The 23,578-nt window shown below is 72.4% G+C and carries 20 protein-coding genes; 4 read left to right on the top strand and 16 right to left on the bottom strand.

The features are described 5' to 3' along the window. Positions 1-83: 83 nt before the first annotated feature. The 6 genes from ACFZP7_RS27895 to ACFZP7_RS27870 are packed head-to-tail and all read right to left on the bottom strand — an operon-like array spanning position 84 to position 6,473. A complete protein-coding gene (locus ACFZP7_RS27895) occupies positions 84-1,529 on the bottom strand; it encodes a class II 3-deoxy-7-phosphoheptulonate synthase (RefSeq protein ID WP_355521519.1) in 1,446 nt (481 codons plus the stop codon). Then, positions 1,526-2,302, bottom strand: coding sequence for an indole-3-glycerol phosphate synthase TrpC (trpC, locus tag ACFZP7_RS27890; RefSeq protein WP_019328571.1), 777 nt, complete (start codon positions 2,300-2,302; stop codon positions 1,526-1,528). Before trpC ends, ACFZP7_RS27895 begins: the two co-directional genes overlap by 4 nt. Then, positions 2,299-3,324, bottom strand: coding sequence for an anthranilate phosphoribosyltransferase (gene trpD, locus ACFZP7_RS27885; RefSeq protein ID WP_385636480.1), 1,026 nt, complete (start codon positions 3,322-3,324; stop codon positions 2,299-2,301). The genes trpC and trpD overlap by 4 nt, the downstream gene beginning before the upstream one ends. Beyond that, positions 3,317-3,919 carry an aminodeoxychorismate/anthranilate synthase component II gene (locus ACFZP7_RS27880; protein ID WP_050990773.1) on the bottom strand — a complete coding sequence of 201 codons (603 nt, stop codon included), beginning with the start codon at positions 3,917-3,919 and terminating at the stop codon, positions 3,317-3,319. Before ACFZP7_RS27880 ends, trpD begins: the two co-directional genes overlap by 8 nt. Beyond that, entirely contained in the window at positions 3,916-5,433 is a 1,518-nt protein-coding gene (locus ACFZP7_RS27875; RefSeq protein WP_366112494.1) for a chorismate-binding protein, read from the bottom strand. The genes ACFZP7_RS27880 and ACFZP7_RS27875 overlap by 4 nt, the downstream gene beginning before the upstream one ends. Next, positions 5,430-6,473 (bottom strand): class I SAM-dependent methyltransferase, encoded by a 1,044-nt coding sequence (locus tag ACFZP7_RS27870; protein ID WP_385636478.1) that lies wholly within the window; start codon positions 6,471-6,473, stop codon positions 5,430-5,432. The genes ACFZP7_RS27875 and ACFZP7_RS27870 overlap by 4 nt, the downstream gene beginning before the upstream one ends. A gap of 267 nt (positions 6,474-6,740) precedes the next feature. Between ACFZP7_RS27870 and ACFZP7_RS27865 the strand changes: the two genes are divergently transcribed. Continuing rightward, positions 6,741-9,131, top strand: a complete 2,391-nt coding sequence (locus ACFZP7_RS27865; RefSeq protein WP_385636475.1) for an HAD-IC family P-type ATPase — start codon at positions 6,741-6,743, stop codon at positions 9,129-9,131. Between the two features lie 731 nt (positions 9,132-9,862). After that, positions 9,863-11,764 (top strand): BTAD domain-containing putative transcriptional regulator, encoded by a 1,902-nt coding sequence (locus ACFZP7_RS27860; RefSeq protein WP_385636473.1) that lies wholly within the window; start codon positions 9,863-9,865, stop codon positions 11,762-11,764. Positions 11,765-11,830: 66 nt separating this feature from the next. On the opposite strand, the gene ACFZP7_RS27855 is transcribed toward ACFZP7_RS27860, so the two are convergent. The 7 genes from ACFZP7_RS27855 to ACFZP7_RS27825 form a co-directional block, all read right to left on the bottom strand. Further along, the gene (locus ACFZP7_RS27855; RefSeq protein ID WP_019328564.1) at positions 11,831-12,046 is read right to left on the bottom strand and encodes an MbtH family protein; all 216 of its coding nucleotides are present in this window, start codon (positions 12,044-12,046) and stop codon (positions 11,831-11,833) included. A gap of 130 nt (positions 12,047-12,176) precedes the next feature. Further along, entirely contained in the window at positions 12,177-13,343 is a 1,167-nt protein-coding gene (locus ACFZP7_RS27850; protein ID WP_385636471.1) for an alpha/beta hydrolase family protein, read from the bottom strand. A gap of 230 nt (positions 13,344-13,573) precedes the next feature. Next, positions 13,574-14,005: a hypothetical protein gene (locus ACFZP7_RS27845; protein ID WP_385636468.1), complete on the bottom strand. Its 432-nt coding sequence runs from the start codon at positions 14,003-14,005 to the stop codon at positions 13,574-13,576. Positions 14,006-14,077: 72 nt separating this feature from the next. Continuing rightward, positions 14,078-14,935, bottom strand: coding sequence for a prephenate dehydrogenase (locus tag ACFZP7_RS27840; protein WP_019328561.1), 858 nt, complete (start codon positions 14,933-14,935; stop codon positions 14,078-14,080). Positions 14,936-15,016: 81 nt separating this feature from the next. After that, the gene (locus tag ACFZP7_RS27835; protein WP_019328560.1) at positions 15,017-15,472 is read right to left on the bottom strand and encodes a phospholipase; all 456 of its coding nucleotides are present in this window, start codon (positions 15,470-15,472) and stop codon (positions 15,017-15,019) included. A gap of 182 nt (positions 15,473-15,654) precedes the next feature. Next, positions 15,655-16,452, bottom strand: coding sequence for an ABC transporter permease (locus ACFZP7_RS27830; protein ID WP_037821529.1), 798 nt, complete (start codon positions 16,450-16,452; stop codon positions 15,655-15,657). 6 nt (positions 16,453-16,458) lie between these two features. Beyond that, positions 16,459-17,412 carry an ABC transporter ATP-binding protein gene (locus ACFZP7_RS27825; protein ID WP_030968623.1) on the bottom strand — a complete coding sequence of 318 codons (954 nt, stop codon included), beginning with the start codon at positions 17,410-17,412 and terminating at the stop codon, positions 16,459-16,461. A gap of 136 nt (positions 17,413-17,548) precedes the next feature. Here ACFZP7_RS27825 and ACFZP7_RS27820 point away from each other — a divergent pair, with 136 nt between their 5' ends. Together ACFZP7_RS27820 and absA2 are read left to right on the top strand one after the other, a co-directional pair. Further along, entirely contained in the window at positions 17,549-19,264 is a 1,716-nt protein-coding gene (locus ACFZP7_RS27820) for a sensor histidine kinase (RefSeq protein ID WP_385636465.1), read from the top strand. Between the two features lie 18 nt (positions 19,265-19,282). Next, the gene (gene absA2, locus ACFZP7_RS27815; RefSeq protein ID WP_031018098.1) at positions 19,283-19,951 is read left to right on the top strand and encodes a two component system response regulator; all 669 of its coding nucleotides are present in this window, start codon (positions 19,283-19,285) and stop codon (positions 19,949-19,951) included. A 14-nt stretch (positions 19,952-19,965) separates the two neighbouring features. Here the strand turns inward: absA2 and ACFZP7_RS27810 are convergent, their stop codons facing one another. Genes ACFZP7_RS27810 through hppD form a run of 3 tightly spaced genes read right to left on the bottom strand, consistent with a single transcriptional unit; the run spans position 19,966 to position 23,554 of the window. After that, positions 19,966-21,291 (bottom strand): PLP-dependent aminotransferase family protein, encoded by a 1,326-nt coding sequence (locus tag ACFZP7_RS27810; RefSeq protein ID WP_385636463.1) that lies wholly within the window; start codon positions 21,289-21,291, stop codon positions 19,966-19,968. Continuing rightward, entirely contained in the window at positions 21,288-22,484 is a 1,197-nt protein-coding gene (locus tag ACFZP7_RS27805) for an alpha-hydroxy acid oxidase (RefSeq protein ID WP_385636460.1), read from the bottom strand. The genes ACFZP7_RS27810 and ACFZP7_RS27805 overlap by 4 nt, the downstream gene beginning before the upstream one ends. Then, positions 22,481-23,554, bottom strand: a complete 1,074-nt coding sequence (gene hppD, locus ACFZP7_RS27800) for a 4-hydroxyphenylpyruvate dioxygenase (protein ID WP_220672132.1) — start codon at positions 23,552-23,554, stop codon at positions 22,481-22,483. The genes ACFZP7_RS27805 and hppD overlap by 4 nt, the downstream gene beginning before the upstream one ends. Between the last annotated feature and the right edge of the window lie 24 nt (positions 23,555-23,578).

The raw sequence follows: 23,578 nt of genomic DNA, 5'->3' as shown, positions 1-23,578 counted from the left end.
CCCTGCGTTCCGAGGTTACGCAGACGGCTCCCGCGCCACACCTGGCGTTCGTCAGGCGCCGAACTTACCTTCGACAGTGCGGCTCACGCCCCGCTGCGCTGTTCGCGCAGGAACTCCGCCACCCGGAAGGCGAGTTCGATGGACTGGGCGGCGTTCAGCCGCGGGTCGCAGGCGGTCTCGTAGCGGCTGGCCAGGTGGGTGTCCAGCACCTCGTCGAGGTCGCCGCCGAGGCATTCGGTGACGTCGTCGCCGGTGAGTTCGAGGTGGATGCCGCCCGGATGCAGCCCTTCCTCGCGGTGCACGGCGAAGAACTCGGCCACCTCGGTGGTGATGTCGGACAGCCGGCGGGTCTTGTAGCCGCTCTCCGAGACGAAGGTGTTGCCGTGCATGGGGTCGCAGGCCCACACCGGGGTGTGCCCGGCGTCCCGCACGGCCCGGAGCAGCGGCGGCAGCAGTTCTCCGCCGCGTCCCGCGCCGAGCCGGCTGATCAGGACGAGGCGGCCCGGGGCGCGGTCCGGGTCGAGCCGCTCGCACAGCTCGCGCAGGTCGGCGGCGCCGGTGGACGGCCCCACCTTGACGCCGACCGGGTTGTCCACCCCGGCCAGCAGCTCCACGTGCGCCCCGTCGAGCCGGCGGGTGCGGTCGCCGATCCACAGCATGTGCGCACTGGTGTCGAACCAGCCGCGCCGCTTCTCGTCGTACCGGATGAGTGCCTGTTCGTACTGCGGCAGCAGTGCCTCGTGCGAGGTGTAGAGCTGCACCTGGTGCAGGGCCGCCTGGGAGCGGGTGTCCACGCCGCAGGCGGCCATGAACCTGAGGGCCCGGGTGATGTCGTCGGCGGCCGTCTCGTACCGCTGCCCGGCGGCGCTGCGCCGGACGAACTCCTGGTTCCAGTCGTGGACCTGGCCCAGATCGGCGTAGCCGCCCAGGGTCAGCGCGCGCAGCACGTTCAGGGCCGCCGACGCGTGGTGGTAGGCGCTCAGCAGCCGGCCGGCGTCCGGGCGGCGGGCCTCGGCGGTGAACTCGGGCCGGTTGACGATGTCGCCGCGGAAGGCGGGCAGTTCGACGCCGTCGACGGTCTCCGTGGGCCGGCTGCGGGGCTTGCCGAACTGGCCGGCGATGCGGCCCACCTTCACCACCGGCAGTCCGGATCCGTAGGTGAGCAGGATGGCCACCTGGAGGATCACCCGCAGCTTGCCGCGCACCCCGGCCTCGGTGCAGGAGCCGAAACGTTCCGCGCAGTCGCCCGCCTGGAGCAGGAAGCCCTCCCCTGCCGCGACCTGGGCCAGGGAGCGGCGCAGGTCGAGGATCTCCTCGGGGAGCACCAGCGGCGGGCGCAGCGCGAGCGTGTTCTCCACCCCGCGCAGTTCCTCGGGATCGGGCCAGTCCGGTTGCTGGGCGGCCGGGCGGCCGCGCCACGAGTCCGGGCTCCACGAGTCCGGGCTCCACGCGGCCGGTCCACCGCCGCCCGCCGTCCGGGTCCCGTCCGGGACCGCTAGTTGTGTCGTGTGGGTGTCGCTCGCCGTCATCCGACCAGTTCCTTGATCGTGGCACCGGGATCCCCGGCCCGCATGAGCAGTTCTCCGACCAGGACCGCGTCCACTCCGGCCCCTTCCAGTGCGCGGGCGTCCGCCGCGCCGCGGACTCCGCTCTCCCCGACCATGACGCGTCCGGTGCCCACCCGCCCGCGCAGCCGGGCCGACAGTGTCCGGTCGATCGAGAAGTCCCGCAGGTCGCGGTGGTTGACGCCGATGATGTCGGCGCCCGCCGCGAGGGCCACGTCCACCTCGCGCTCGTCGTGCACCTCGACCAGTGCCGCCATGCCCCGGGCCCGGGTGTGGGCGAGGAGTTCGGCGAGCCGTTCGGGACTGAGTGCGGCGACGATCAGCAGCAGAGCGTCGGCGCCGAGCGCGCGGGCCTCCAGGATCTGGTACTCGTCGGTGATGAAGTCCTTGCGCAGCACGGGCAGGTCGCAGGCGGCGCGGGCGACGGCCAGGTGCTCGGGGCTGCCGCCGAAGCCGGCCTCGTGGGTGAGCACCGACAGGGCGTGGGCGCCGCCTTCCTGGTAGGCGCGGGCCAGTTCGGCGGGCCGGTAGTCGTCGGTGAGCGGCCCCTTGGAGGGGCTGCGCGGTTTCATCTCCGCTATGACCCCGAGGCCCGGTCCGCGCAGGGCGGCGGCGAAGTCCCGGGCCGGGGGCGCGGCGGCGGCCAGGTCGGCCAGCTCCGCCTCGGGACGTGCCGCGCGCCGGCGTCGCGTCTGGAGTTCCGCGTCGGCGACGAGGGTGTCGAGGATGCCGCTCATGCCGGCACCTCCACGTCGGCGCGCCGCCACGAGGCGCGGGTCCAGCGGTCGAGCAGGTCGGCGGCGGCACCGCCGTCCACGGCGGCCCCGGCCAGCCGGAGCGCGTCGGGCCAGGTGCCGGCCAGGTCGGCGACGCGCAGGGCCGCCGCCGCGTTGAGCAGCACGACGTCCCGCCTGGGCCCGCGTTCGCCGGCCAGGACGCGGCGGACGACGGCCGCGTTGACGGCGCGGTCGCCGCCGGCCAGGTCGCCGGGGCGGGACCTGGCCAGCCCGTACTCGGCGGGGTCGAAGCGGTGGGTGGTGCGGCGGCCGTCGCGCAGCTCGACCATGTGGGCCGGCGCGCCGGTGCTCAGTTCGTCCATGCCGTCCTCGCTGTGGAAGACCAGGGCGCTCCTGACGCCGAGCCGGTCGAGGACCTCGGTCATCGGTTCCACCAGGTCCCGGCTCGGCACGCCCAGGGTGCGCAGCCGGGCACCCGAGGGGTTGCACAGCGGCCCGAGCAGGTTGAAGACGGTGCGCGCGCCCAGTTCCCGGCGCGGGCCCGCCGTGTGCCGGAAGGCCGGGTGGAAGACGGGGGCGAACAGGAAGGTGATCCCGGCGCGGTCCAGGCAGGCCGCGGCCTCCTCGGCGCCGAGGTCGATGCGGATGCCCAGTTCCTCCAGCACGTCGGCGCTGCCGCAGGCGGAGGAGGCGCTGCGGTTGCCGTGCTTGGCGACCCGCACCCCGCAGGCGGCGGCGACGATCGCGGACGTGGTGGAGATGTTGAAGGTGTTCAGATCGTCGCCACCGGTTCCGCAGGTGTCGAGCAGGTCACCCTCGCACGGTACGGGCGTGGCGAACTCCTGGGCGGCGCGGGCCATGCCGGCCAGGTCGTCCACGGACGCGCCGCGCACCGTCACGGCCAGCGCGAACCCGGCGATCTGGACCGCCGTCGCCTCGCCGCGCATGATCACGCGCATCGCCTCGGCGGCCTCGCTCTCGGTGAGGGGCCGCCGTACGAGCGTTCTCAGTGCCTCAATCATCAGCGCACTCCAGGAAGTTCGCGATCAGCTGCTTGCCCTCGGGGCTGAGCACCGACTCGGGGTGGAACTGCACCCCGTGGACGGGGTGCTCGCGGTGGCGCAGGCCCATGATCGTGCCGTCCGCCGTGCGGGCGGTGACGACCAGTTCGTCCGGCAGACCGGTGGGCGCGACCACGAGCGAGTGGTAGCGGGTGGCGGTGAACGGGTCGGGCAGGCCGGCGAGGACGCCGCTGCCGTCGTGGTGCACCGCCGATGCCTTGCCGTGCACCTGCTCGCCGCGCACCACCGAGCCGCCGAAGGCGGTGGCGATGCTCTGGTGCCCCAGGCACACGCCGAGGATCGGCAGCCGTGCGCCCAGCTCGCGGACCGCCTCGACGCAGATCCCCGCCTCGGCGGGCGTGCCGGGGCCCGGTGAGAGCAGCAGCAGGTCGAACGCCGCGAGATCGGCGAGGCCGACGGCGTCGTTGCGGAAGACGGTGGGTCGGCCGCCCTGTTCGGCGACGTAGTGGACGAGGTTGTAGGTGAACGAGTCGTAGTTGTCCACGACCGCGACCCGTGGCCCGGCACCCGGTCGGGCTCCCCGCGGCGCGCTCATGTCCCGGCCTCCGCCCGCCGTACGGCCGTGAGCATGGCCCGCGACTTGTGCAGTGTCTCGCGGAACTCGGCGGCGGGGTCGGAGTCGGCGACGATCCCGGCGCCCGCCTGTACGTGCACCTGTCCGTCGGCGACGACCATGGTGCGCAGCGCGATGGCGAAGTCGGTCAGCCCGTCCGCGCCGACGAACCCGAGGGCGCCGCCGTACACGCCGCGCCGCTCGGGCTCCAGCTCGGCGATGATCTCCATCGCCCGGATCTTGGGTGCTCCGGAGAGCGTGCCGGCGGGAAAGGCGGAGCGCAGGGCGTCCAGCGCGTCCCGGCCCGGTGCGAGCCGGCCGGCGACGGTGGACGACAGGTGCATCACGTGGGAGAAGCGCTCGACCCGCATGAGCCGCTCCACCCGGACGGTGCCCGGTTCGGTGACCCGGCCGAGGTCGTTGCGTCCGAGGTCGACCAGCATCACGTGCTCGGCGCGTTCCTTCTCGTCGGCGAGCAGTTCCCGCTCCAGCCGCAGGTCCTCCTCCGGGTCGGGGTGCCGGGGCCGGGTGCCGGCCAGGGGGCGGGTGCGTACCGTGCGGCCGGTCGCCTTGACGAGGAGCTCGGGCGAGGCGCCGATGATGTGCCGGCCGCCGCCGAGGCTCAGGTGGTACATGTACGGCGAGGGGTTGGTCGCCCGCAGGTGCCGGTACAGGTCGAGCGGTGCGGCGCGCAGGGGTCTGCTGAGCCGTCGGGAGAGCACGATCTGGAAGGCGTCGCCGGCGGCGATGTGCTCGCGGGCGCGGGCGACGCGGTCGGTGAACTGCGCCTCGGTGAGGTTGGCGGTCCAGCCGTCCGTGTCGGTGCCCGCCGCAGCGGTGTCGGCGAGCGGGCGGCCGGCGAACCCGGCGGGCCGGTCAGCGTCGCGGAGCCTGCGGTTGAGGTGCGTGATCCGGGCGACGGCGTCGTCGTAGGACTCCAGGGCCGGGCGGTAGAGGGTCATCAGCAGGATCCGCCGGGTGGCGTGGTCGAAGACGACGAGGTCGTCGGCGGCCAGGAAGGCGGACTCGGGCAGGCCGGGTGGCTCTCCCGCGGCGAGGGGCAGGTCCTCGAAGTGCCGGGCCGCCTCGTAGCCGAGGTAGCCGACGATCCCGCCGTGGAAGGGCGGCAGTCCGTGCACCGGGGCCGCGGAGCGGGCCAGGAAGGCGCGCAGCGCGGTCAGCGGGTCGCCGCCGGGCAGGTCCAGCGGTACCGGGCGGTGGCCGACGTACGAGTAGCGTGCCACCCCGCCGGAGACCGGCACGCTCTCCAGCAGGAAGCCCGCCTCGTCCGGTCCGCACAGCTGGGAGAAGGCGGTGACGGGGCTGACGGCGTCGTCCAGGAACTCCTGGTGGAGCGGGATGACGTCGTGTTCCCGGGCCAGTGCGGCGGCGGTGGAGCGGTCCGGGACGGTGGCGCGGGCCGCCTCGGCCGCCTCCCGTGCCTCCTGTGCGTCCCGTGCGTCTGCGGTGCGCGGCTCGGCGGCCTGGGCGGTCATGCGGCTTTCCCGGCGGCGGAGGAGATCCGGCCCACGCCGACGACGGCGCGCCGGGGGATGGTGACGCGCCACCCGCCGGTGGCCTCCCGGCGCAGTTCGCAGGAGGCGAGGCTCCCCGGGGTGTCCGGGTAGCGGAAGACGGCCTTGGCGGTCTCGGCCACCCAGCGGTACGCCTCGGCCTCGGTGCGGCCCTCGAAGACCTTGACCAGGCCGTACATGTTGAGCAGGTATCGGCCGATCTCCAGCTCGGCCTCCTCGGGGGTGGCGCCGACGGCGGTGTACGGGTCGTCGATCTCCACCACCTCGCGGTGGTCGTATCCGGCCTTCTCCAGGTATCCGTCGATCTCGTCCCGGGTGAAGTGCAGGAACTTGTGGCCGGTCGCCGAGTACACGTCGGTGATCTCCTCGAACCACACGTCCACGGGCGAGCCGACGAGGAAGTCGTGCAGGACGAACGCCCCGCCGGGGCGGAGCATCCGGTGTGCCTCGGTGGCCACCGTCTGGCGGTCGGAGGGCGGCACGTGGTGCGAGCCGTAGGCCAGGAGCACGGCGTCCACGCTGCGGTCGCGCAGCAACGGCTGCTCGGCCCGCTGGAGCAGGGCGGGGACGCCCGCCGCCCACGCCGTCGTCACCATGTGGGGGGACGCGTCGCAGGTGAGGATGTCGAAGTCGCCGATGCCCAGGTCGTCGCAGACCTTGCGGACCAGCCCGTCCCCGCCCAGCAGGTCGACCAGGACGGGCCGCTCGCCGTCCGGCGTGCGGCGGGCGGTGCCGGCGAGGCCCAGAAGCTTCCTGATACCGGTCTCGCGGGCCCGCCGGTTGAGGGTCTGTGCCTGCACGTACTCCACGCCCCGGCTGCCCTCGCCGTCGGCGCCGAAGTCGTCGTGCCGCGGTGGGGCGTTGTCCGTGGCCGCCTCCCAGGCGGCGACCCTGCGCGGGTCGGCGAGGGCGTGCAGCTCGGGGTGGTGCCGCCGCAGTACCGCCAGCTGTTCCCGCACGTCGTCCCCGGCCACGGGGCGTCCGCTCGTCTGTGCGTGCATGCGTCGGGATCTCCTCGGGTGGGGGTGAACGCGGGCCAACGCGATGCCCGCCGAACGTGCGGCCACGACCCTAGGAGCGGCGTCTTTCTCCTCGATATCGATCGGCTTTCGCCCCGCCGGGCCAAGATCCGTCCCTGACGAAAGTAAGGCGCAAGAGACGTCGTTCGTGCCTGGTGACAGCGGATGACGGGCTCCTACAGTCACTCCGCGGGGGACGCAGCCAAGACCGGAACTGAGCGCGGAGTCGAGCCCGGGAGGGCGTCAGGGATGAAGAACCAGTTGGACGAGCCGGGGGGCACGACACGCGTCGGCGGGAGAGGCGGCCTCACCGCGGCCGAGGTCGCCGAACGGGTCGCGGCGGGGCAGGTCAACGATGTGCCGGCCCGGTCGAGCCGCAGCGTCGGCGAGATCGTCCGCAGCAACCTGTTCACACGCATCAACGCGATCATCGGCGTGCTGTTCGTCATCGTGATGATCGTCGGACCGGTGCAGGACGGACTGTTCGGCGGGGTCATCCTCGCCAACACGCTGATCGGCATCATCCAGGAGGTGCGCGCCAAGCGGACCCTGGACCAGCTCGCGATCGTCGGCGAGAGCCGGCCCCGCGTCTGGCGGGACGGGCAGCGGGTCGAGCTGAGCGCCTCCGACATCGTCATCGACGACACCATCGACCTCGGCCAGGGCGACAAGATCGTGGTGGACGGCACGGTCACCTCGGGCGACAACCTGGAGGTCGACGAGTCGCTGCTCACCGGCGAGGCCGACCCGGTGGTCAAGCAACCCGGTGACCCGGTGATGTCCGGCAGCTTCGTGGTCGCCGGGTCGGGGACGTTCACCGCCACCCGGGTGGGCCGGGAGGCGTACGCCTCGCAGCTCGCCGAGGAGGCTAAGCGCTTCAGCCTCGTCAACTCCGAGCTGCGCAACGGCATCGACCGGATCCTGAAGTTCGTCACCTACGCGATCATCCCGGCGGGTGTCGCGCTGATCATCACGCAGTTCGTGGTGAACGACGACAACTTCTCGGAGGCGATCCGCCGCATGGTGGGCGGTCTCGTCCCCATGGTCCCCGAGGGCCTGGTGCTGCTGACCTCCCTGGCCTTCGCGGTCGGCGTGGTCCGGCTCGGCAAGAAGCAGTGCCTCGTGCAGGAGCTGCCCGCGATCGAGGGGCTGGCCCGGGTGGACACGGTCTGCCTGGACAAGACGGGGACGCTCACCGAGGCCTCGATGGACATCGACGAGGTCCTGCAACTGCTGCCGGACGTGCCGGCCGAGGCGGTGCTCGGCGCCCTCGGCGCCGCCGACGAGCGCCCCAACGCCAGCCTCCAGGCGATCATCGAGTCCTACCCCGCGCCCGAGGACTGGCGGCGCACCGCCACCGCGCCCTTCTCGTCCGCGCGGCGCTGGAGCGGCGCCTCCTTCGTCGAGCCGTCCGGCGCCGAGTCGGCATGGCTGCTCGGAGCCCCGGACACGATGCTGCCGGCCGGCCACTCGGTGCTCACCGCCGCCGACTCCTACGGGGCGCGGGGGCTGCGCGTGCTGCTCCTCGCGCGCTGTTCGCGACCGCTGGACGTGCTCATGGAGGACCCCGCCGCCGTACCCGACGCGGTCACTCCGGCCGCGCTCGTCGTCATCAAGCAGCGGGTGCGGCAGGAGGCGCCGGCCACCCTCCGGTACTTCGCCGACCAGGGCGTGACGGCGAAGGTGATCTCGGGCGACAACGCCGTCTCGGTGGGCGCCGTGGCGTCCAGCCTGTCGCTGCCGGGAGCGGAGCGGCCGGTGGACGCCCGGTTCCTGCCCGAGGACCCGAGGGAACTCGCCGACGCCGTCGAGGAGAACTCCATCTTCGGGCGGGTCGGGCCGCAGCAGAAGCGGGACATGGTGGGCGCCCTGCAGTCGCGCGGCCACACGGTGGCGATGACCGGTGACGGCGTCAACGACGTCCTCGCGCTGAAGGACGCGGACATCGGCGTGGGGATGGGATCGGGCAGCCCGGCCACGCGGGCGGTCGCGCAGATCGTGCTGCTGAACAACAACTTCTCCGCGCTGCCCTCGGTGGTCGCGGAGGGGCGCCGGGTCATCGGCAACATCGAGCGGGTGGCCAACCTGTTCCTCACCAAGACCGTGTACTCGGTGCTGATGGCCCTGGTCGTCGTGATCGCCCAGGTGCCCTACCCGTTCCTGCCGCGCCACATCACCCTGGTCGGCTCCCTCACCATCGGCATCCCCGCGTTCTTCATCGCGCTCGCCCCCAACAAGGAGCGTGCCCGGCCCGACTTCGTCGGTCGCGTCCTCAGGTTCGCGATCCCGGCCGGCGCGCTGGCGGCCACCGCGACCTCGGTCGCCTACCTGATCGCCCGGTCCGTGTACGACGACAACCTGGACGCCGAGACCTCGGCGGCGACCCTCGCGCTCTTCCTGACCGCGCTGTGGGCCCTGGCCATCATCGCCCGCCCGTACACCTGGTGGCGGGTGCTGCTGGTGCTGACCATGGCGGTGAGCTTCGCCGTGGTGCTGGTGGTGCCGTGGCTCCAGGAGTTCTTCCAGCTGAAGCTTGTCGGTGTCACGGCGCCGTGGGCGGCGGTCGCCTGTGCGGCGGTCGCCGGACTGGTGCTGGAGGTGGTCTGGGCCCGGATGCGGCGCAGGCTCGACGCCACGTGAGCGACCGGGCGGTCGTCCCCCGTACCGCCCGGTGAGAGGAAGGGACGCCCGGTCCGTGCCGGGCGTCCCTTCCGTCTGTACGGCTCCCTGTCGCCGAGGGCGTCCGGATCCAGCCAAAGTCCACTCCGGTTCGACCGGACGCGACACCTCCGGCCCACCCCGGCCCCGTCGGCCGCAGCGCACCGCGACATCCGCCGCCACCAGCGGACTTCGCATTCTTCGGCTATCCACGGGGAAGGTGACCGACGAGTGACCGAGGGGCCGGATCCAAGCCTTGAGGGAATAGGAAACGCCGCACTAACCAAAGCCAGGGCAGAGACCTGACGAAAGTTGAGTGTTGGAGTTGAAGAAGATCCGTATTATTCGACTGCAGGCAGGGGGGAGCCGGCTACGACGGTAAAAATACGCAGGTCACATTGGGCCGAACCGCAGGCAGCGCCGCGCCGGCGACCACGACCGCGACATTCGCACCGATCCCCCTCACACTGCCACCCGGCCACCGGGCCCGGGCGTACGGCACCGAACGGAAGTGAGGAACTCGCGCAGACCACGAACCGCTGACGCACAGAGACCGGATCAGGAGGTGAGCGACATGGCGACGAGGGCCCTACCAGCGGTGAACCCGGCTGACCCGACCCACGCGAAGATTTCATGTCCCCGACACCCATCAGATTCGGAGAGTCACGGCACGCAGACATCAGCACAACTTGACGCGGGGGTATCAAGAGGTCATGAATCTTCGGCTGATAGAACCGATACACAAGGGAATCGGCAGTACGGAGAATTCCCAAAAGGAATTTCCCGCAGTCGGTCTCGAATTCGGAGTGCTCGGGCCGCTCGAAGTGAATATGAACGGCCGAGGGCTTACCGTGGGCGGCCCCAGGCAACGTGCCGTGCTTTCCGCATTACTCCTCTCGTTCAATCAGGTGGTCTCTTTTGACGCCCTGATAGAAAAGGTCTGGAACGGCCGTCCCCCGAGTACGGCGCGCACTCAGGTGGCCATTTGCATCGCCACTCTGCGCAAGATCTTCCGCACCGCCGGCCTGGACCGGGAAACGATCATCACGGCCACGCCCGGCTACATGCTCAGCCTCACCGGCCACTCGCTGGACTCGCTCCGCTTCGAGCAACTGGTCGCCCGGGCCACGGAGCTGACGGCCGAGAACCGCCCGGCGCCCGCGGCGGACGCGCTGCGCCAGGCGCTGGCCCTGTGGCGCGGCCCCGCGCTCGGCGGCGTCTACGCGCCGTTCGCCGAGACCGAGGCGGCCCGCCTCGACGAACAGCGGATGCTGGCCGTGGAGCAGCTCACGGCGCTGCGCCTCCAACTGGGCGAGCACCAGTCCGTGCTGGGCGAACTCCAGGCACTGGTCGGCGCCTGTCCACTGCGGGACCGGCTGCGCTACTACCTGATGCTCGCCCAGTACCGTTCGGGCCGGCGTGCGGAGGCGCTGACGACATTTCGCGACGGAATGCGCCACTCCATCGAAGAGATCGGTCTTGAACTGGGCACCGACCTCCAGGCGCTGCACGACTCGATCCTCCGGGACGAATTCCCACAGCTCGACGTCCCGGGCATAGCGGTGCAGCAAAGAGACAGACAGCAGACCGTTCCCACTCAGCTTCCGGAAAGCGACGCCTACTTCATCGGGCGTAGTCGAGAGCAGTGGCTGATGGATGATGTGCTGCTCGACGGATCCGCGCAGAATCCCTCCCCCATCGCCTACATCACCGGAAGTCCCGGAATCGGAAAGACGAGCCTCGCCGTCAACTGGGCGCACCGCACGGCCCACAGATTTCCCGACGGTCAGTTGTTCGCCGACCTCCGGGAGGGCGACACCCTGGGGGTGCTCCACCGGTTCCTGCGCCAGCTGGGAGCCGAGGGCCCGCTGCCCACCGAGCCCGCGGACGCGGCCGAGCGGTACCGCGGGATGCTGGAGGGCAGGCGCGTCCTGATCGTGCTCGACCACGCCTCGTCGTACACCCAGGTACGTCATCTGCTGCCCACGAGCGGCGGGTGCTGCGTCCTCATCACCGGCCGGGCCAACCTGGACGAGCTGATGCAGAAGTACCGCGCCCTGCGCCTGCGCGTGGCGCCGCTGTCGGACGACGAGTCCCGGGAGACGCTGACCAGTGTGCTGCGGGACGCCAGGGCGGAGGAATCCCCCGAGGCGACCAGCCGGCTCGCCGCGCTGTGCGGGCACACCCCCCTCGCGCTGCGGGCCGCCGCGGCCCGGCTGCTCACCAAGACGCACTGGCGGGTCCTCGATCTGGTCCGCCGCCTGGAGCGCTCGGGCGACCGGCTGGCGGAACTCAGCATCGGGGACGACTCGCTGCGCGCCCGGCTGGACCGCAGCATGCGGGAGCTGGACCCGAGGGTGGCCTCCGCCTACCGGGAGTTGAGCCGTCTCGACGACACGGACTTCGACGCCGCCCAGGCGGCGCAGGTGCTCGGCACGGACCTGCTGGAGGCCGAGGACCTGATCGAGACCCTGGTCGACGCGCAGCTCCTGGAGGCGGTGGGCCGCGGCGGCACCTGGGGCGAGATGCGCTACCGGTGGCAGGAGTTGGTGCGGCTGCACGCCTTGCACTGCCTCACGGCCGCCACCCCGTGCGGGGCGGCGCTCACCGACTGAGCCGGGACACGACAACGGCCCGTACACCCCGGCCGGGGTGGTACGGGCCGTCGCGTTCGCCAGGCGTCAGTTGCCGGCGCTCATCGCCTCGACGAGGCTCCTGGGCCGCATGTCGGTCCAGTTCTTCTCCACGTACTCCAGGCACGCCTCCCGGTCGGACTCGCCGAAGGCGACCGTCCACCCCGCGGGCACGTCCACGAACGAGGGCCACAGCGAGTGCTGCCCCTCCTCATTGACCAGCACGAGGTAGCGGCCGTCTGCGTCTTCGAACGGATTGGTCACGTCTTCATTCCTTCCGGGAGCGTCGGGTGAACTCTGCGCGAGTCGCGGACCCTGCCGACTCCGGCCAAGGTACGGGGGCCGTCTTTCCTTCCGATATCGATCCGTTTTTCCACCGGCCGCCGCGGGCTGTTCAGCGGCCGTGGTCGACGACCTCCGGGGCGTGCCGGACCGCCGTGTCGAGACGGGGGCCGTGCTGCCGCAGCCGCTCGTCTAGGTAGGCGACCACCAGCTCCCGGGTGACGCGCTGGGCGTCCGCCGCGCCGAGCGTGACCTCGGGGCCGGCCGCTCCGGTCCGCTCCAGGAGCGGGGCGTAGTCGGTGAAGGAGAGGTGCCCCGCGCCGCGCACCGACAGCCAGCGGCGCGGACCGGACAGGTCCCGCCAGGTCCGCCCCCAGGTGGCGTCGGCGCCGGGGCTGCCGTGTCCGCCCGCGCCGAGCAGCAGGAACGGCCGGTCCACCGGGCTCTTCCCGGCCGTGTGCACGGTGCCGTCCAGATTGGCCGCGGCGGCGAAGCCCGCATCGGTGCGCAGCGCCTCGAAGGCCGCGGCACCGCCCATGGAGTGGCCCACCACCGCCACCCGCGACGGGTCCAGGCGCGGCAGCCCCGCGGTGCCGGGCGACCGGAGCAGCCGCTCGCGCAAGAAGCGGAGGTCGGCGGCGCGGACGGCGGCCACCCGGGCGCCCTCGGGACGCCGTTCGCAGGCCAGGCAGCCGGTGACGCGGCCGTCGGGGTGGCTGATGGCCGGGGCCTCGTAGGCGTGGTCCACGGCGGCGACGGCGTAACCCCGGCTCGCCAGTTCCTCGGCCAGTCCGGTCAGCGAGGTGCGGGGCAGTGCGAAGCCCGGTGACAGCAGCACCAGAGGCAGGCCCGTCGCGGGCGCGGCGAGCGGCGGAGGGGCCAGGCGCGCGTGGACGCGGGTGCGGCTGAGCAGGTCGGCGGGTACGCCGCGCACCCGGTGGAAGCGCAGGATCAGCTCCGACTCCCGCGCGGTGACGTAGGAGGCGTGCGGCGCACGGGAGGGCAGTGCGGGGTACCAGAGCGAGACCGTCAGCTCGCGGTGCCGGTCGGGGTTCCAGGGGTCGGGCCGGGAGGTGTCGCTCAACTGCGTCGTGCGCAGGCCGACCGGCAGGGCGCCGGTCGGCGCGGGCAGGGCCGGCGCGTCCCGGGCCGTCTCGGGTGCCGGGGCGGCGGCCGCGCTCCGCCCGCCCTCGCAGGAGGGCGCGACGGCCAGCAGCAGCGCGACCGCGAGGGCCGCGCACCGACGTCCCGCACGGCCGGCTCCGGTCACTTTCGTCATCAGCGCTCACTTCGTCGGAAGCAGGAACACTGATGACGTTAGGAGGGGAAACCGCGAGGTGACAGCGGGGACGGCACTTTCATGACCTTGGTCGACAGGAGTCTGTGCGATCTCCGTGGGCCGAACGGTGCCACGCCTGGACCTTGGTCGTCCGCTTCGCCGCTTTCCCCTTTCTTATGGCAGGGGTTCTTCCGGCGGGGGGTTCTTCCGGGGGCTCTTGGGCAGGGCCGTCACATGAAGACCAGCGCGAGGCTCGTGTCCCGCACACCGGCGACGTCCTTCGGGCCGTACTCCGACTCGGTCGGGTCGTAGTCGAACTCGACGTACGCCTCGCCGCCCGGGAAGTGCGGGCAGGCCATGTGGCTGCTGCTGGAGTCGGTTCCGGTGGCGGTCTGCCAGTCGATGGACCAGGCGACGCAGCCGGAGTCGCCGCCCGTGAAGGGGCCGCCGGGCTTGAGGTCCTCGACGTACCCGGTCACGCGCACGCCGCCGCCGTCGACGCATACGGTGATCTCGCCCCGGCCGAAGTCCTCGGTCTCACTGTCCGTCACACAGCCGGGTGCCGCGGTCGCGTCCGGCGTGGCGGAGGCCGTCGTCGGCGGGAGCAGGGCGGCCGCGCCGATGGCCCCGGCGAGAGCCGCGGCGCGCAGGATTCCGCGCATGGTGGTGTCCTTTCCGTCGGGGTTGCCGGTCCGTGCAGGTGGTGCTCTCCGCGCGCTGGTCCTTGACCCGGCTCAGGGCCGGGGTGTGTCCGGCTCCCGGATGCGGGCCCGTCCCGCCGCACCGAAGCGCAGGGTCTCCCGCAGCCGGACCGGGCCGGTCGCGTCCCCGGACCGGGCGGCGTCCCGCAGTTCGCGGGCCATCGCCTGCGCCTCGGCCGCCCAGTCGTCCAACTGGTCGGCCACGGGACCGGCGTTGGCGGTCAGGATCTCCGCCCAGCGCTCCGGGTCGCCGTCCGCGGTCCTGGTCACGTCGCGCAGGTCCTGGCCGGCCAGCCGTACGGCCGACTCGTCGCCGCCCAGCAGGCGCGCGGCGACCAGGCTGGCGACCAGGTGCGGGGCGTGCGAGACGAGTGCCACGGCGCGGTCGTGTGCCTCGGGGGCGAGCAGCACCGAGACCGCCCCGCACAGTGCGACCAGTTCCAGTGCGCAGTTCAGGGCGAGGTTCCCGGTGGCCTCGGTGGGGGTGAGCGCCCAGGGCCTGCCGTCGAAGAGGTCGGCCCGCGGCTGGGCCGGGCCTTGTCCGCCGCCGACCACGGGGGCGCCGCTGACCAGCGAGGTCAGGTCGCAGCCGTAGGCCCGGACCTCACGGTGCAGGGGCACCTTGACGCCGGAGACATCGGTGTAGCAGCGGGCGGTGCCGAGCTTCTGGTGCTCGGCGAGGACCGGGGCGACCTGGTCGGGCGGCACCGCGAGGACCGCGATGTCGGCCTGGCGCGGGGGGCGCGCGGCGAAGCCCGCGCCGCACCGTTCGCCGGCCAGCGCCGCCTCGGGGTCGGCGTCGGTCAGGTAGGTGGTCACACCGTGCCGCCGCAGTGCGAGCCCCACGGATCGGCCGATCACTCCGGCACCCACGATGACGACGCTGCGCATGCGCCTTCCTCTCCTCGGCTCGGACCCTCTCCGGCGGGGAATCGGGCCGGCTCCCGCCGGAGGGCCGGCCCGTGCCGCGGATCAGCCGAAGATCTTGACGGCCTGGTAGTACGTCCAGGCGGTGCTGTTGCAGGCCGTGTTCTTCTCGCCGGTGTAGCCGGTGCAGACGCGCTTCATGTCCTCGTAGAAGGCGCTGTCGAGGCGGCTCTTGTTGGCGTCGAACTGGCCGGCCGCCTTGTAGTTGCGGTAGCCGAAGTCATGGCGCGCGCAGGCGTTGTCGAAGGGGAAGCCGAAGGGGTTGTCGGGCGCCTGGGTGCATCCGTCGGTCGACCAGTCGAACCCGTAGGCGGCCCAGGCGGACTGGTTGCGGTTGGCGGCGAGCCACGCGTTCTGACTGGTCGCGCTGGTCTGCGTGAACGAGGAGAGCACCTGCGGCTTGTCCGCGGGGGCCGCCTGGGCGGGGGCGGCGGCGACGCCGAGCGCGAGCGCCGAACCGAGGACGGCGAGGGTGGTCCTGGTCTTCGTCGTGGTGCGCATGGAACGGCCTCCAAGGTGGGGTGAGGATGCGGCTCCACCACCTTGGCGAGGCCCGCTATGGGCCCCTTATCGCACCGCTATCGCCCGCCGGCCCCCGCTCGCGCGGACACGGCGAAGGGGCCGCACACCGACGGGCGGAGTGCGGCCCCTTCGTGTTCCGCGGGGGGCGGAGTACGGACTTCCTAGGCGTCTCGGCGACGCAGGACCGCGGAGCCGGCGACGTAGGCGGCCAGTGCCCACAGCACGAGGACCAGCAGGGCGACTCCGCCGCCGTAGGGGTCGCTGTCCTGGGTCAGCAGGACGGTGCCGGCGACGCTGGGCATGTAGTCGGAGGCGGTCTCCAGCCACTTGGCGCCGACGACGCCCATCAGCTGCGGCAGCGCGAGCAGCACCATGATGAGGGTGGTGATGGTGCCGGCCGCGCTGCGCAGGACGGTGCCGAGTCCGATGGCCATCACGGCGAGGAGCCCGAGGTAGACCCCGGCGCCCAGTGCGGTGCCGAGCAACTGGCCGCCGGTGTAGTCGCCGTGCTCGCCCATCAGGGGCGCGGCCACCAAGGTGCCCAGCAGGCTGAAGACGAAGCCCGCGGCGACCACGACGGCGCCGATCACCAGGGTCTTGCACCGGAGCATCCGGCCACGCTTGGGCACGCTCTGGAGCGTGGTGCGGATGGAGCCGCTGGAGTACTCGCTGGTGAGGGCGAGGGTGGCGAGGACCACGATGGCCAGCTGGGAGATGAGGAAGGCCTGGGAGGCGTGGTGCGGGGCCGGCATCGTGACGTCGACGCCCTTCTTCGCACTGGCGTCGGCCGACGCGCCGACCATGGCGGCGAAGCCCACCGTGAGCAGCAGACCGACGGTCAGGTTCCACCAAGTGGCCCGGACACTCCAGAACTTGGTCCACTCGAACGCGACGGCGCCCTTGAAGCCGCCGCCCTTCACGGGGCCCACGAGCTTGGGGGCGGTTGCAGTAGTAGTCATGTCCAGTTACGCCTTCTGGTGGTCCGGAGCTTCGGTGACCTGGGCGAGCGCGGGAGAGCCGTACTCCACGCTCGCGGCGGTGAGTTCCATGTACGCCTGTTCCAGGCTGGCCTTGCGCATGCTGAGTTCGTGGATGGGGACACGGTGGTGGAACGCCAGGTCACCGATCTCCTCCAGCGTGCCGCCGACGACGAGGAGCTCGTCGGGCGCGGAGTCGGCGCCGGGCTCGACGCGCAGTCCGGACTCCAGCAGCTGCCTCCTCAGCACGTCGGGCTGCGGGGTCCGGACCCGGACGGCGGTCAGCGAACTGCCCGCGATGACCTCTTCGATCGGCGCGTCCGCGATGATCTTCCCGCGGCCGATGACCAGGAGGTGGTCGGCGGTCTCCTGCATCTCGCTCATCAGGTGACTGGAGACGAAGATCGTCCTGCCCTCCGCGGCCAGGGAGCGCATCAGCTCGCGGACCCAGCGCACACCGTCCGGGTCCAGTCCGTTGACCGGCTCGTCGAAGAGCAGCACCTTGGGGTCGCCCAGCAGGGCCGCGGCGATCCCGAGCCGCTGCCCCATGCCGAGGGAGAAGGAGCCGATGCGCTTCTTCGCCACCTCGGTCAGGCCCACGGTCTCCAGGACCTCGGCGACCCGGGAGGCCGGGATGCCGTTGCTGCGGGCCATACCGAGCAGGTGGTGGTAGGCCGAGCGGCCGGGGTGGCCGGCGCGGGCGTCGAGCAGGGCGCCGACCTCGCGCAAGGGGTGCCGCAGCTCCTCGTAGCGCTTGCCCCTCAGCAGGGCCCGCCCCGACGTCGGCGCGTCCAGACCGACGATCATGCGCATGGTCGTCGACTTCCCCGCGCCGTTCGGGCCGAGGAATCCGGTGACCTTCCCCGGTTTGATCTCGAACGAGAGGTCCGAGACGGCCGTCTTGTCGCCGTACCGCTTGGTCAGTCGGTCCAAAGTGATCATCGCCTGGTGGCTCCTTCCAAAGTCACGTGTGCAACGCTAGGGAGAGGAGAAGGCCGAAGACATCTGGCGATCGGCAACGACCGCATTCGACTTTCGGCAGATCCGCAGGCCGCGACCCTTCTTGTACCGTGCTGGAATGCACCGATGGCAGGCCGTGCGCCGACGCATCCGATCGCTCCTGCGGGTCCTGTGCTCCGAGCGCCCTTTCGCCCGCCGCGGCGATCTGGTGCTGGTCCTGGTGCTGCTGGCGCCCTCCGCGTTCAGTACCCAGGCGCTGGTGTCCACGCCGGTCAGCTGGCTGACCGCCTGCCTGGTCATCACGGCCGCGGTCGTGGTGCAGCGCACCGCCCCCCTGCTGTCTCTGCTGTTGGCGGGGCTCCTCACCCTCTTCTATCCGTGGTTCGGCGCGAGTCTGTGGCCGGCGATGGCGACGGTGGTGCTCAGCTGCCTCGCGGGCCGCAGACTGACCCGGCTGTGGCCCGCGCACCTGGTGTTCCTCTGTGTCGCGGTGGCCGGACTCCTGCTCGTGGGCACGGTCGCCCAGACCAAGGACTGGCTGAGCCTGCTGATGACCGAGTTCGTCACCTGCGTGCTGCCCTGGTGGGCGGGGAACTGGTGGAGCCAGCGCACCGCGCTGGCCCACGCCGGCTGGGAGCACGCCGAGCAACTCGAGTGGCGCCAGCGCTACATCGCCGACCAGGCCAGGATGAAGGAGCGGGCCCGGATCGCGCAGGACATCCACGACTCCCTCGGTCACGAGCTGAGCGTGATGGCCCTGCTCGCCGGCGGGCTGGAACTGGCCCCCGGGCTGTCGGAGCAGCACCGTGAGTCCGTCGGGCAGTTGCGCGAGCGGTGCACGATGGCCACCGAGCGGCTGCACGAGGTGATCGGGCTGCTGCGGGAGGACCCCACGCCCTCCCTGACTCCCGCCCACGAGTCCATCGCCCAGCTCGTGCGCCGGTTCCAGCTCTCGGGCACGCCGGTGACGTTCCAGGAGGACGGGGCTCGGGACCGGCCGGGCACACCGCTGCTGTCCGACCTCGCGGCCTACCGGGTGGTGCAGGAGGCGCTGACCAACGCGGCCAAGCACGCGCCGGGCGCCCCCATCACCGTCCAGGTGACGCACACGGCGGACGAGACCGTGGTCTCGGTCCTCAACGAACGGCCGGAGCACGGCCCGGACACGCCGGCGACGGGCAGCGGGTCCGGGCTGATCGGCCTCGACGAGCGCGTCCGGCTCGCGGGCGGCACGCTCCGGACGGGCCCGCGGTCCGGTGGTTTCGAAGTACACGCGCGACTGCCGCGCAGCGCCTCCTCGACGTCGCGGGCCACCGAGCCGCCGAACGGCGCCACCGGGACCGGCGCCCCGGGGCCGCACACCGGGGAGGACGGCACGGACGGCGGCGGCACGGGCGCGGACCACGGGGCCGGCCCGGCCGACGCGGCCCGGCCCGCGACCGCCGCGCCGTGGCGCAGCGCCTCGCGGACCGCACTGCTGCGCACCCGGGCCCGGCTCAGGCGCGACGCGCGCCGGGCCGCGCTGATCCCGGTGGTGCTCGGGGCCGCCATCGTGGTGTTCCTCGTCGGACTTTACGTCTTCACCTCGGCGACGACGTCGGTCAGCCCCGAGGACTACGCCGGGATACGGGTCGGGGAGACCCGTGACGAGCTGACGCCGGTCCTGCCGGACCGGCGGATCAGGAAGCCGCCGCCGGTCATCTCCGAGCCGTCCGTGCCGGCCGGCGCGACGTGCGAGTACTACCGGGCGAGCAGAAGTCTCCTGGACTTCGGCGACACGATGTACCGGCTGTGCTTCAAGGATGATGTCCTGATGGCCAAGGACATGCTCTGACCACCAGGGAAGGATCGGATGATTCGCGTACTGCTCGCCGACGACGAGACCATCATCAGGGCCGGGGTTCGCTCCATCCTGACGACCGAGCCGGGCATCGAGGTGGTCGCCGAGGCGTCCGACGGGCGTGCGGCGGTCGAGCTGGCCCGCAAGCACCGGCCCGACGTGGCCCTGCTCGACATCAGGATGCCGGAGATGGACGGCCTGACGGCCGCGGGGGAACTGCGGACCACCAACCCGGACACCGCGGTGGTCGTCCTCACCACCTTCGGTGAGGACAAGTACATCGAGCGCGCCCTCGACCAGGGGGTGGCCGGCTTCCTGCTCAAGGCGTCCGACCCGCGGGACCTGATCTCGGGCGTGCGGGCCGTGGCGTCCGGGGGGTCCTGTCTCTCGCCGCTGGTGGCGCGGCGGTTGATGACCGAGCTGCGCCGGGCGCCGTCGCCGCGCTCGCAGTTGTCCGGGGAGCGCACCATGCTGCTGACCAAGCGGGAGCAGGAGGTCCTCGGCATGCTGGGGGCCGGGATGTCGAACGCGGAGATCGCGCAGCGGCTGCATCTGGTCGAGGGCACGATCAAGACGTATGTCAGCGCCATCTTCACCCAGTTGGAGGTCCGCAACCGGGTGCAGGCGGCGATCATCGCCTACGAGGCGGGGCTGGTGACGCGGAGCGACCTCGGCAGTTGAGGGGCCCGGGCGGGTCAGGCGCCCGCCCGGTCCTTGACGAAGCGGGCCAGCCGCGCCGCTCCCTCGGCGGCCCGGTCGGTGGTGAGACAGCTGCACGAGAGCCGGATCTGCCGGTCGCCCGCGTCGTCCAGGTGGAAGTGGCGCATCGGCGTCCAGATGACGCCGTACTTCTCCGCGGAGACGTCCAGCGCGGCCTCGTCCGCCTCGAACGGCACGTCGAGGGTGAGGAAGAAGCCGCCGTCGGGGTCGTTCCAGCGCACTCCGTCCGTCTCCGGTGAGCCGGGCGGGAGTTCGGCGGCGAGGGTGTCCCGCAGGCACTTCATGGTGGCCTGGTAGTGGCGTGCGGAGGTCTCGTTGGCCGACCGCAGTCCACCGCCGTTCTGGAGGAGCAGTCCGGCGACGGCGGCCTGGCTCAGGCTGGAGGTGTTGACGGTGACCATGCTCTTGACCTTGGCCAGCTCCTCGGCGAGCAGTCCCGGCGGCCGGCCGGCCGCGCCCGCCACCGGTTGGTCCGCGACGACGAAGCCGACCCGGGCGCCCGGGAAGGCGGTCTTCGCGAAGGAGCCCAGGTAGACGACGCGCCGTTCGGTGTCGAGGGACTTGAGGGTGGGGCGGCGCACCGAGCTGAACACGCCGTAGGGGTTGTCCTCCAGGAGCAGCAGCCCCAGCCGGCCCGCGGCGTCGAGCAGGGCGGTGCGGTCCTCCCGGCGCATGCTGACGCCGGTCGGGTTGGAGCAGTCGGGCACCACGTACAGGCACCTGGCGCGCCGGCCGCTCGCCTCGATCTCCCGGACGGTGCGTTCGAGCCCTTCCAGGCTCGGGCCGTTCGGGGTACCGGGCACCGGTACGACGGGGATGTCCAGCAGGCTCGCGGCGCCGGTGATGCCGACGTAGGCGGGGCTGTCGACGAGGAGCACGTCGTCCGGGCCGGTGAACAGGGCGCGGAGGGTGAGGAGGACGGCCTCCTGGCAGCCGACCGTCACGACCACGGCGGCGGGGTCGACCGTCATGTCCTCGTCGACTTCGAGCATGCGCGCGACGATGTCCCTGATCTGGCCGGCGGTCTCGCCGTACTGGTACAGCGCCGTGCGCACGCGTTCCTCGGAGAGGCCGCGCCCGCGCAGGTGGTCGAGGTAGGTCTCGATGAACCCGGGGACGCGCGCGACGTCGAAGTCGCCCTCGTACGGCCGTCCCGGGGCGAAGGAGATCGCCTGCGGGTAGCGGTGGGTGACCTCGTTGAGGAAGGTCATCGTGTCGAGCAGCGGAGCGGAGAGGCTGGGGTGCAGGGCGGTCCGCGGCAGGGACCAGTCGGGATCCGCGCTCGCTCGGGTGGTCGTCATCCGTGGCTCCTGTCTGTGTGCGGCGCCGTGCGGGGCACGGTGGTCGGGCCCGGGGGCGGTGAGCCCGGCAGTGGCGGGCCCGGACGTGGCGGAGACAGCGTGTCCGGGCCGATGGTGCCGGTGGTGGCGTGGCCCGTGAGGACCATGGTGTCGGCGAACTCCGCGGTCAGCAGGGCGAGCATCCGGCGTACGCCCGGGCCGCCGCCGGCCGCGAGCGCGTACAGTGCCGGCCGCCCGACGAGGACGGCGCGGGCGCCGAGGGCCAGCGCGGCGAGGATGTCGGCGCCGGTGCGGACGCCGCCGTCGAGGAGGACCGGGACGCGTCCGCGCACGGCGGCCACCACGTCGGGCAGCGCCTCCAGCGTGGCCGGTACGCCGTCGAGTTGGCGGCCCCCGTGGTTGGAGACGACGACGCCTGCGACGCCCGCCCGCACCGCTGCCTCGGCGTCCGCCGCGGTCAGGACGCCCTTGGCCAGCACCGGGAGCCCGCTCACCGCATGCAGCCGGGCCACGAAGGACCAGTCCAGGCCGCGGTCGAAGGCCAGCCTGCTGTGCGCTCCCGGGGTGGCGCTGCCGGCCGCCGCCGAACCGGCCAGGTTGGCCGGGGTGATGTGGGCGGGGACCGCGAACCCGTTGCGCAGGTCGCGCAGCCGACGGCCGGTGAACGGGGTGTCGACGGTGAGCACCAGCGCCTGGTAGCCGCTGTCGCGCGCCCGGCGGGCCAGGTCCAGGGTGGTGCCGTGGTCGCGGAAGCAGTACAGCTGGAGCCACAGCGGTGCGCTCGCGGCGTGCGCCACCTCTTCGAGGGTCCGGCTCGCGAAGGTGCTCACGACGAGCGGGAGACCTAGGGCGCCCGCGGCGGCGGCGGTGGCCGGTTCACCGTCGGGGTGGGCGAGTTGGTGGTAGGCCACCGGCGCGATGCCCACCGGCGCCGCCCACCGGACGCCCAGCATTTCCACGGTGGTGTCCGGCTCGTCGACGCCGGGCAGCGCCCGGGGCCGCAGCCGCACGGCGTCGAAGACGGCCTCGTTGGCGGCGAGGGTCCGCTCCCGTCCGGCACCTCCGGCGATGAAGTCCCACACCTCGGGGGGCAGTCGTCGGCGCGCGAGCCGGGCGAAGTCGTCGAGCGTGAGCGGCTCCGGATCCGGCTCCCCGAAGGCGGCGCCGGCGGGCCCGCGGGTGGCGGACGTCATCGACCGGCCACTTCCCGCTCCCTCTCGACGGCCTCGTAGAGCGCCTTGATGTTGGAACTGCCGAAGCCGCGGGCTCCGTTGCGCTGGATGTACTCGTAGAAGAGCGTGCCGCGCGGGTAGGGCGAGCGGGTGAAGATCTGCAGCAGGTAGCCCCACTCGTCGCGGTCCGCGAGGACGTTGGTCTCGCGCAGGTCGCTGATGGCGTCGGCCATGGCGCCGACCCGCTCGGTGAGCAGGTCGTAGTAGGCGCCCGGGGTGCGCAGGAAGGCGACGCCGCGGTTGCCGAGCGAGCGGACGGAGTCGACGATGTCGTCCACCAGGAAGGCCAGGTGCTGGACGCCCGGACCGTCGTGGGCGGTCAGGAACTGGTTGATCTGCCCCGGCAGTCGGGTGTCGTCCGGCTCGATGAGCGTGAAGGTGATGCCGCCGTCGGCGTTGCGCACGACGATCGAGTCCATCGCCTGCTCGCCCACCTCGATGTACTCGGAGGAGTAGTAGGGCATGTCGAAGGCCGCCTCGTAGAACTCGGCGGTGCTCCGCAGCGTGCCGGCCTCCAGGCAGACGGCGACGTGGTCGAGGAAGGGCCGGGGGCCCGCGTGGTCCGTGGCGGCCGGCAGCAGGGCCCAGTCGCGGTCGGGCGGCAGCGGTGCCGCGCCGTCGCCGGTGGTGGCGACCAGCGTGTGCCGGATCTCCCCGAAGCCGGAGACGGTGGCGAACCACGCGTCCTGGCCCGTCCGCCGCGAGGGGGTCGGCGTCTGCACCGCCCGGGCGCCGGCGACGACCGCGCGGTCGAAGCAGGAACGTACGTCGTCGCAGGTGAAGGCCAGGTCCGCGATGGAGTCACCGTGCCGCTCCACGTACCGGGCGACATCGGTGTCCGGCCGCAGCGCCTGGGTGACCACGAGGGTGACCTCACCGCTGCGCAGCACGGTGGACCGGCGGTCGTGCGTGCCGGTGGCGGGCCCCGCCACGGCCAGGGGGACGAAGCCGAGGCTGTCGACGAGGAAGCCGGCGGCGTCCCGGTCGTCCGCGACGTACAGCTCGGCGTACGCAATGGCACTGGGCGGCATGCGGATCTCCAATGAATGAAGGGG

Source organism: Streptomyces sp. SudanB5_2050 (assembly GCF_964272335.1).
Lineage (GTDB): Bacteria > Actinomycetota > Actinomycetes > Streptomycetales > Streptomycetaceae > Streptomyces > Streptomyces rochei.
Note: the sequence above shows the minus strand (reverse complement) of the source record. Positions and strands in the feature narration are given on the sequence as shown.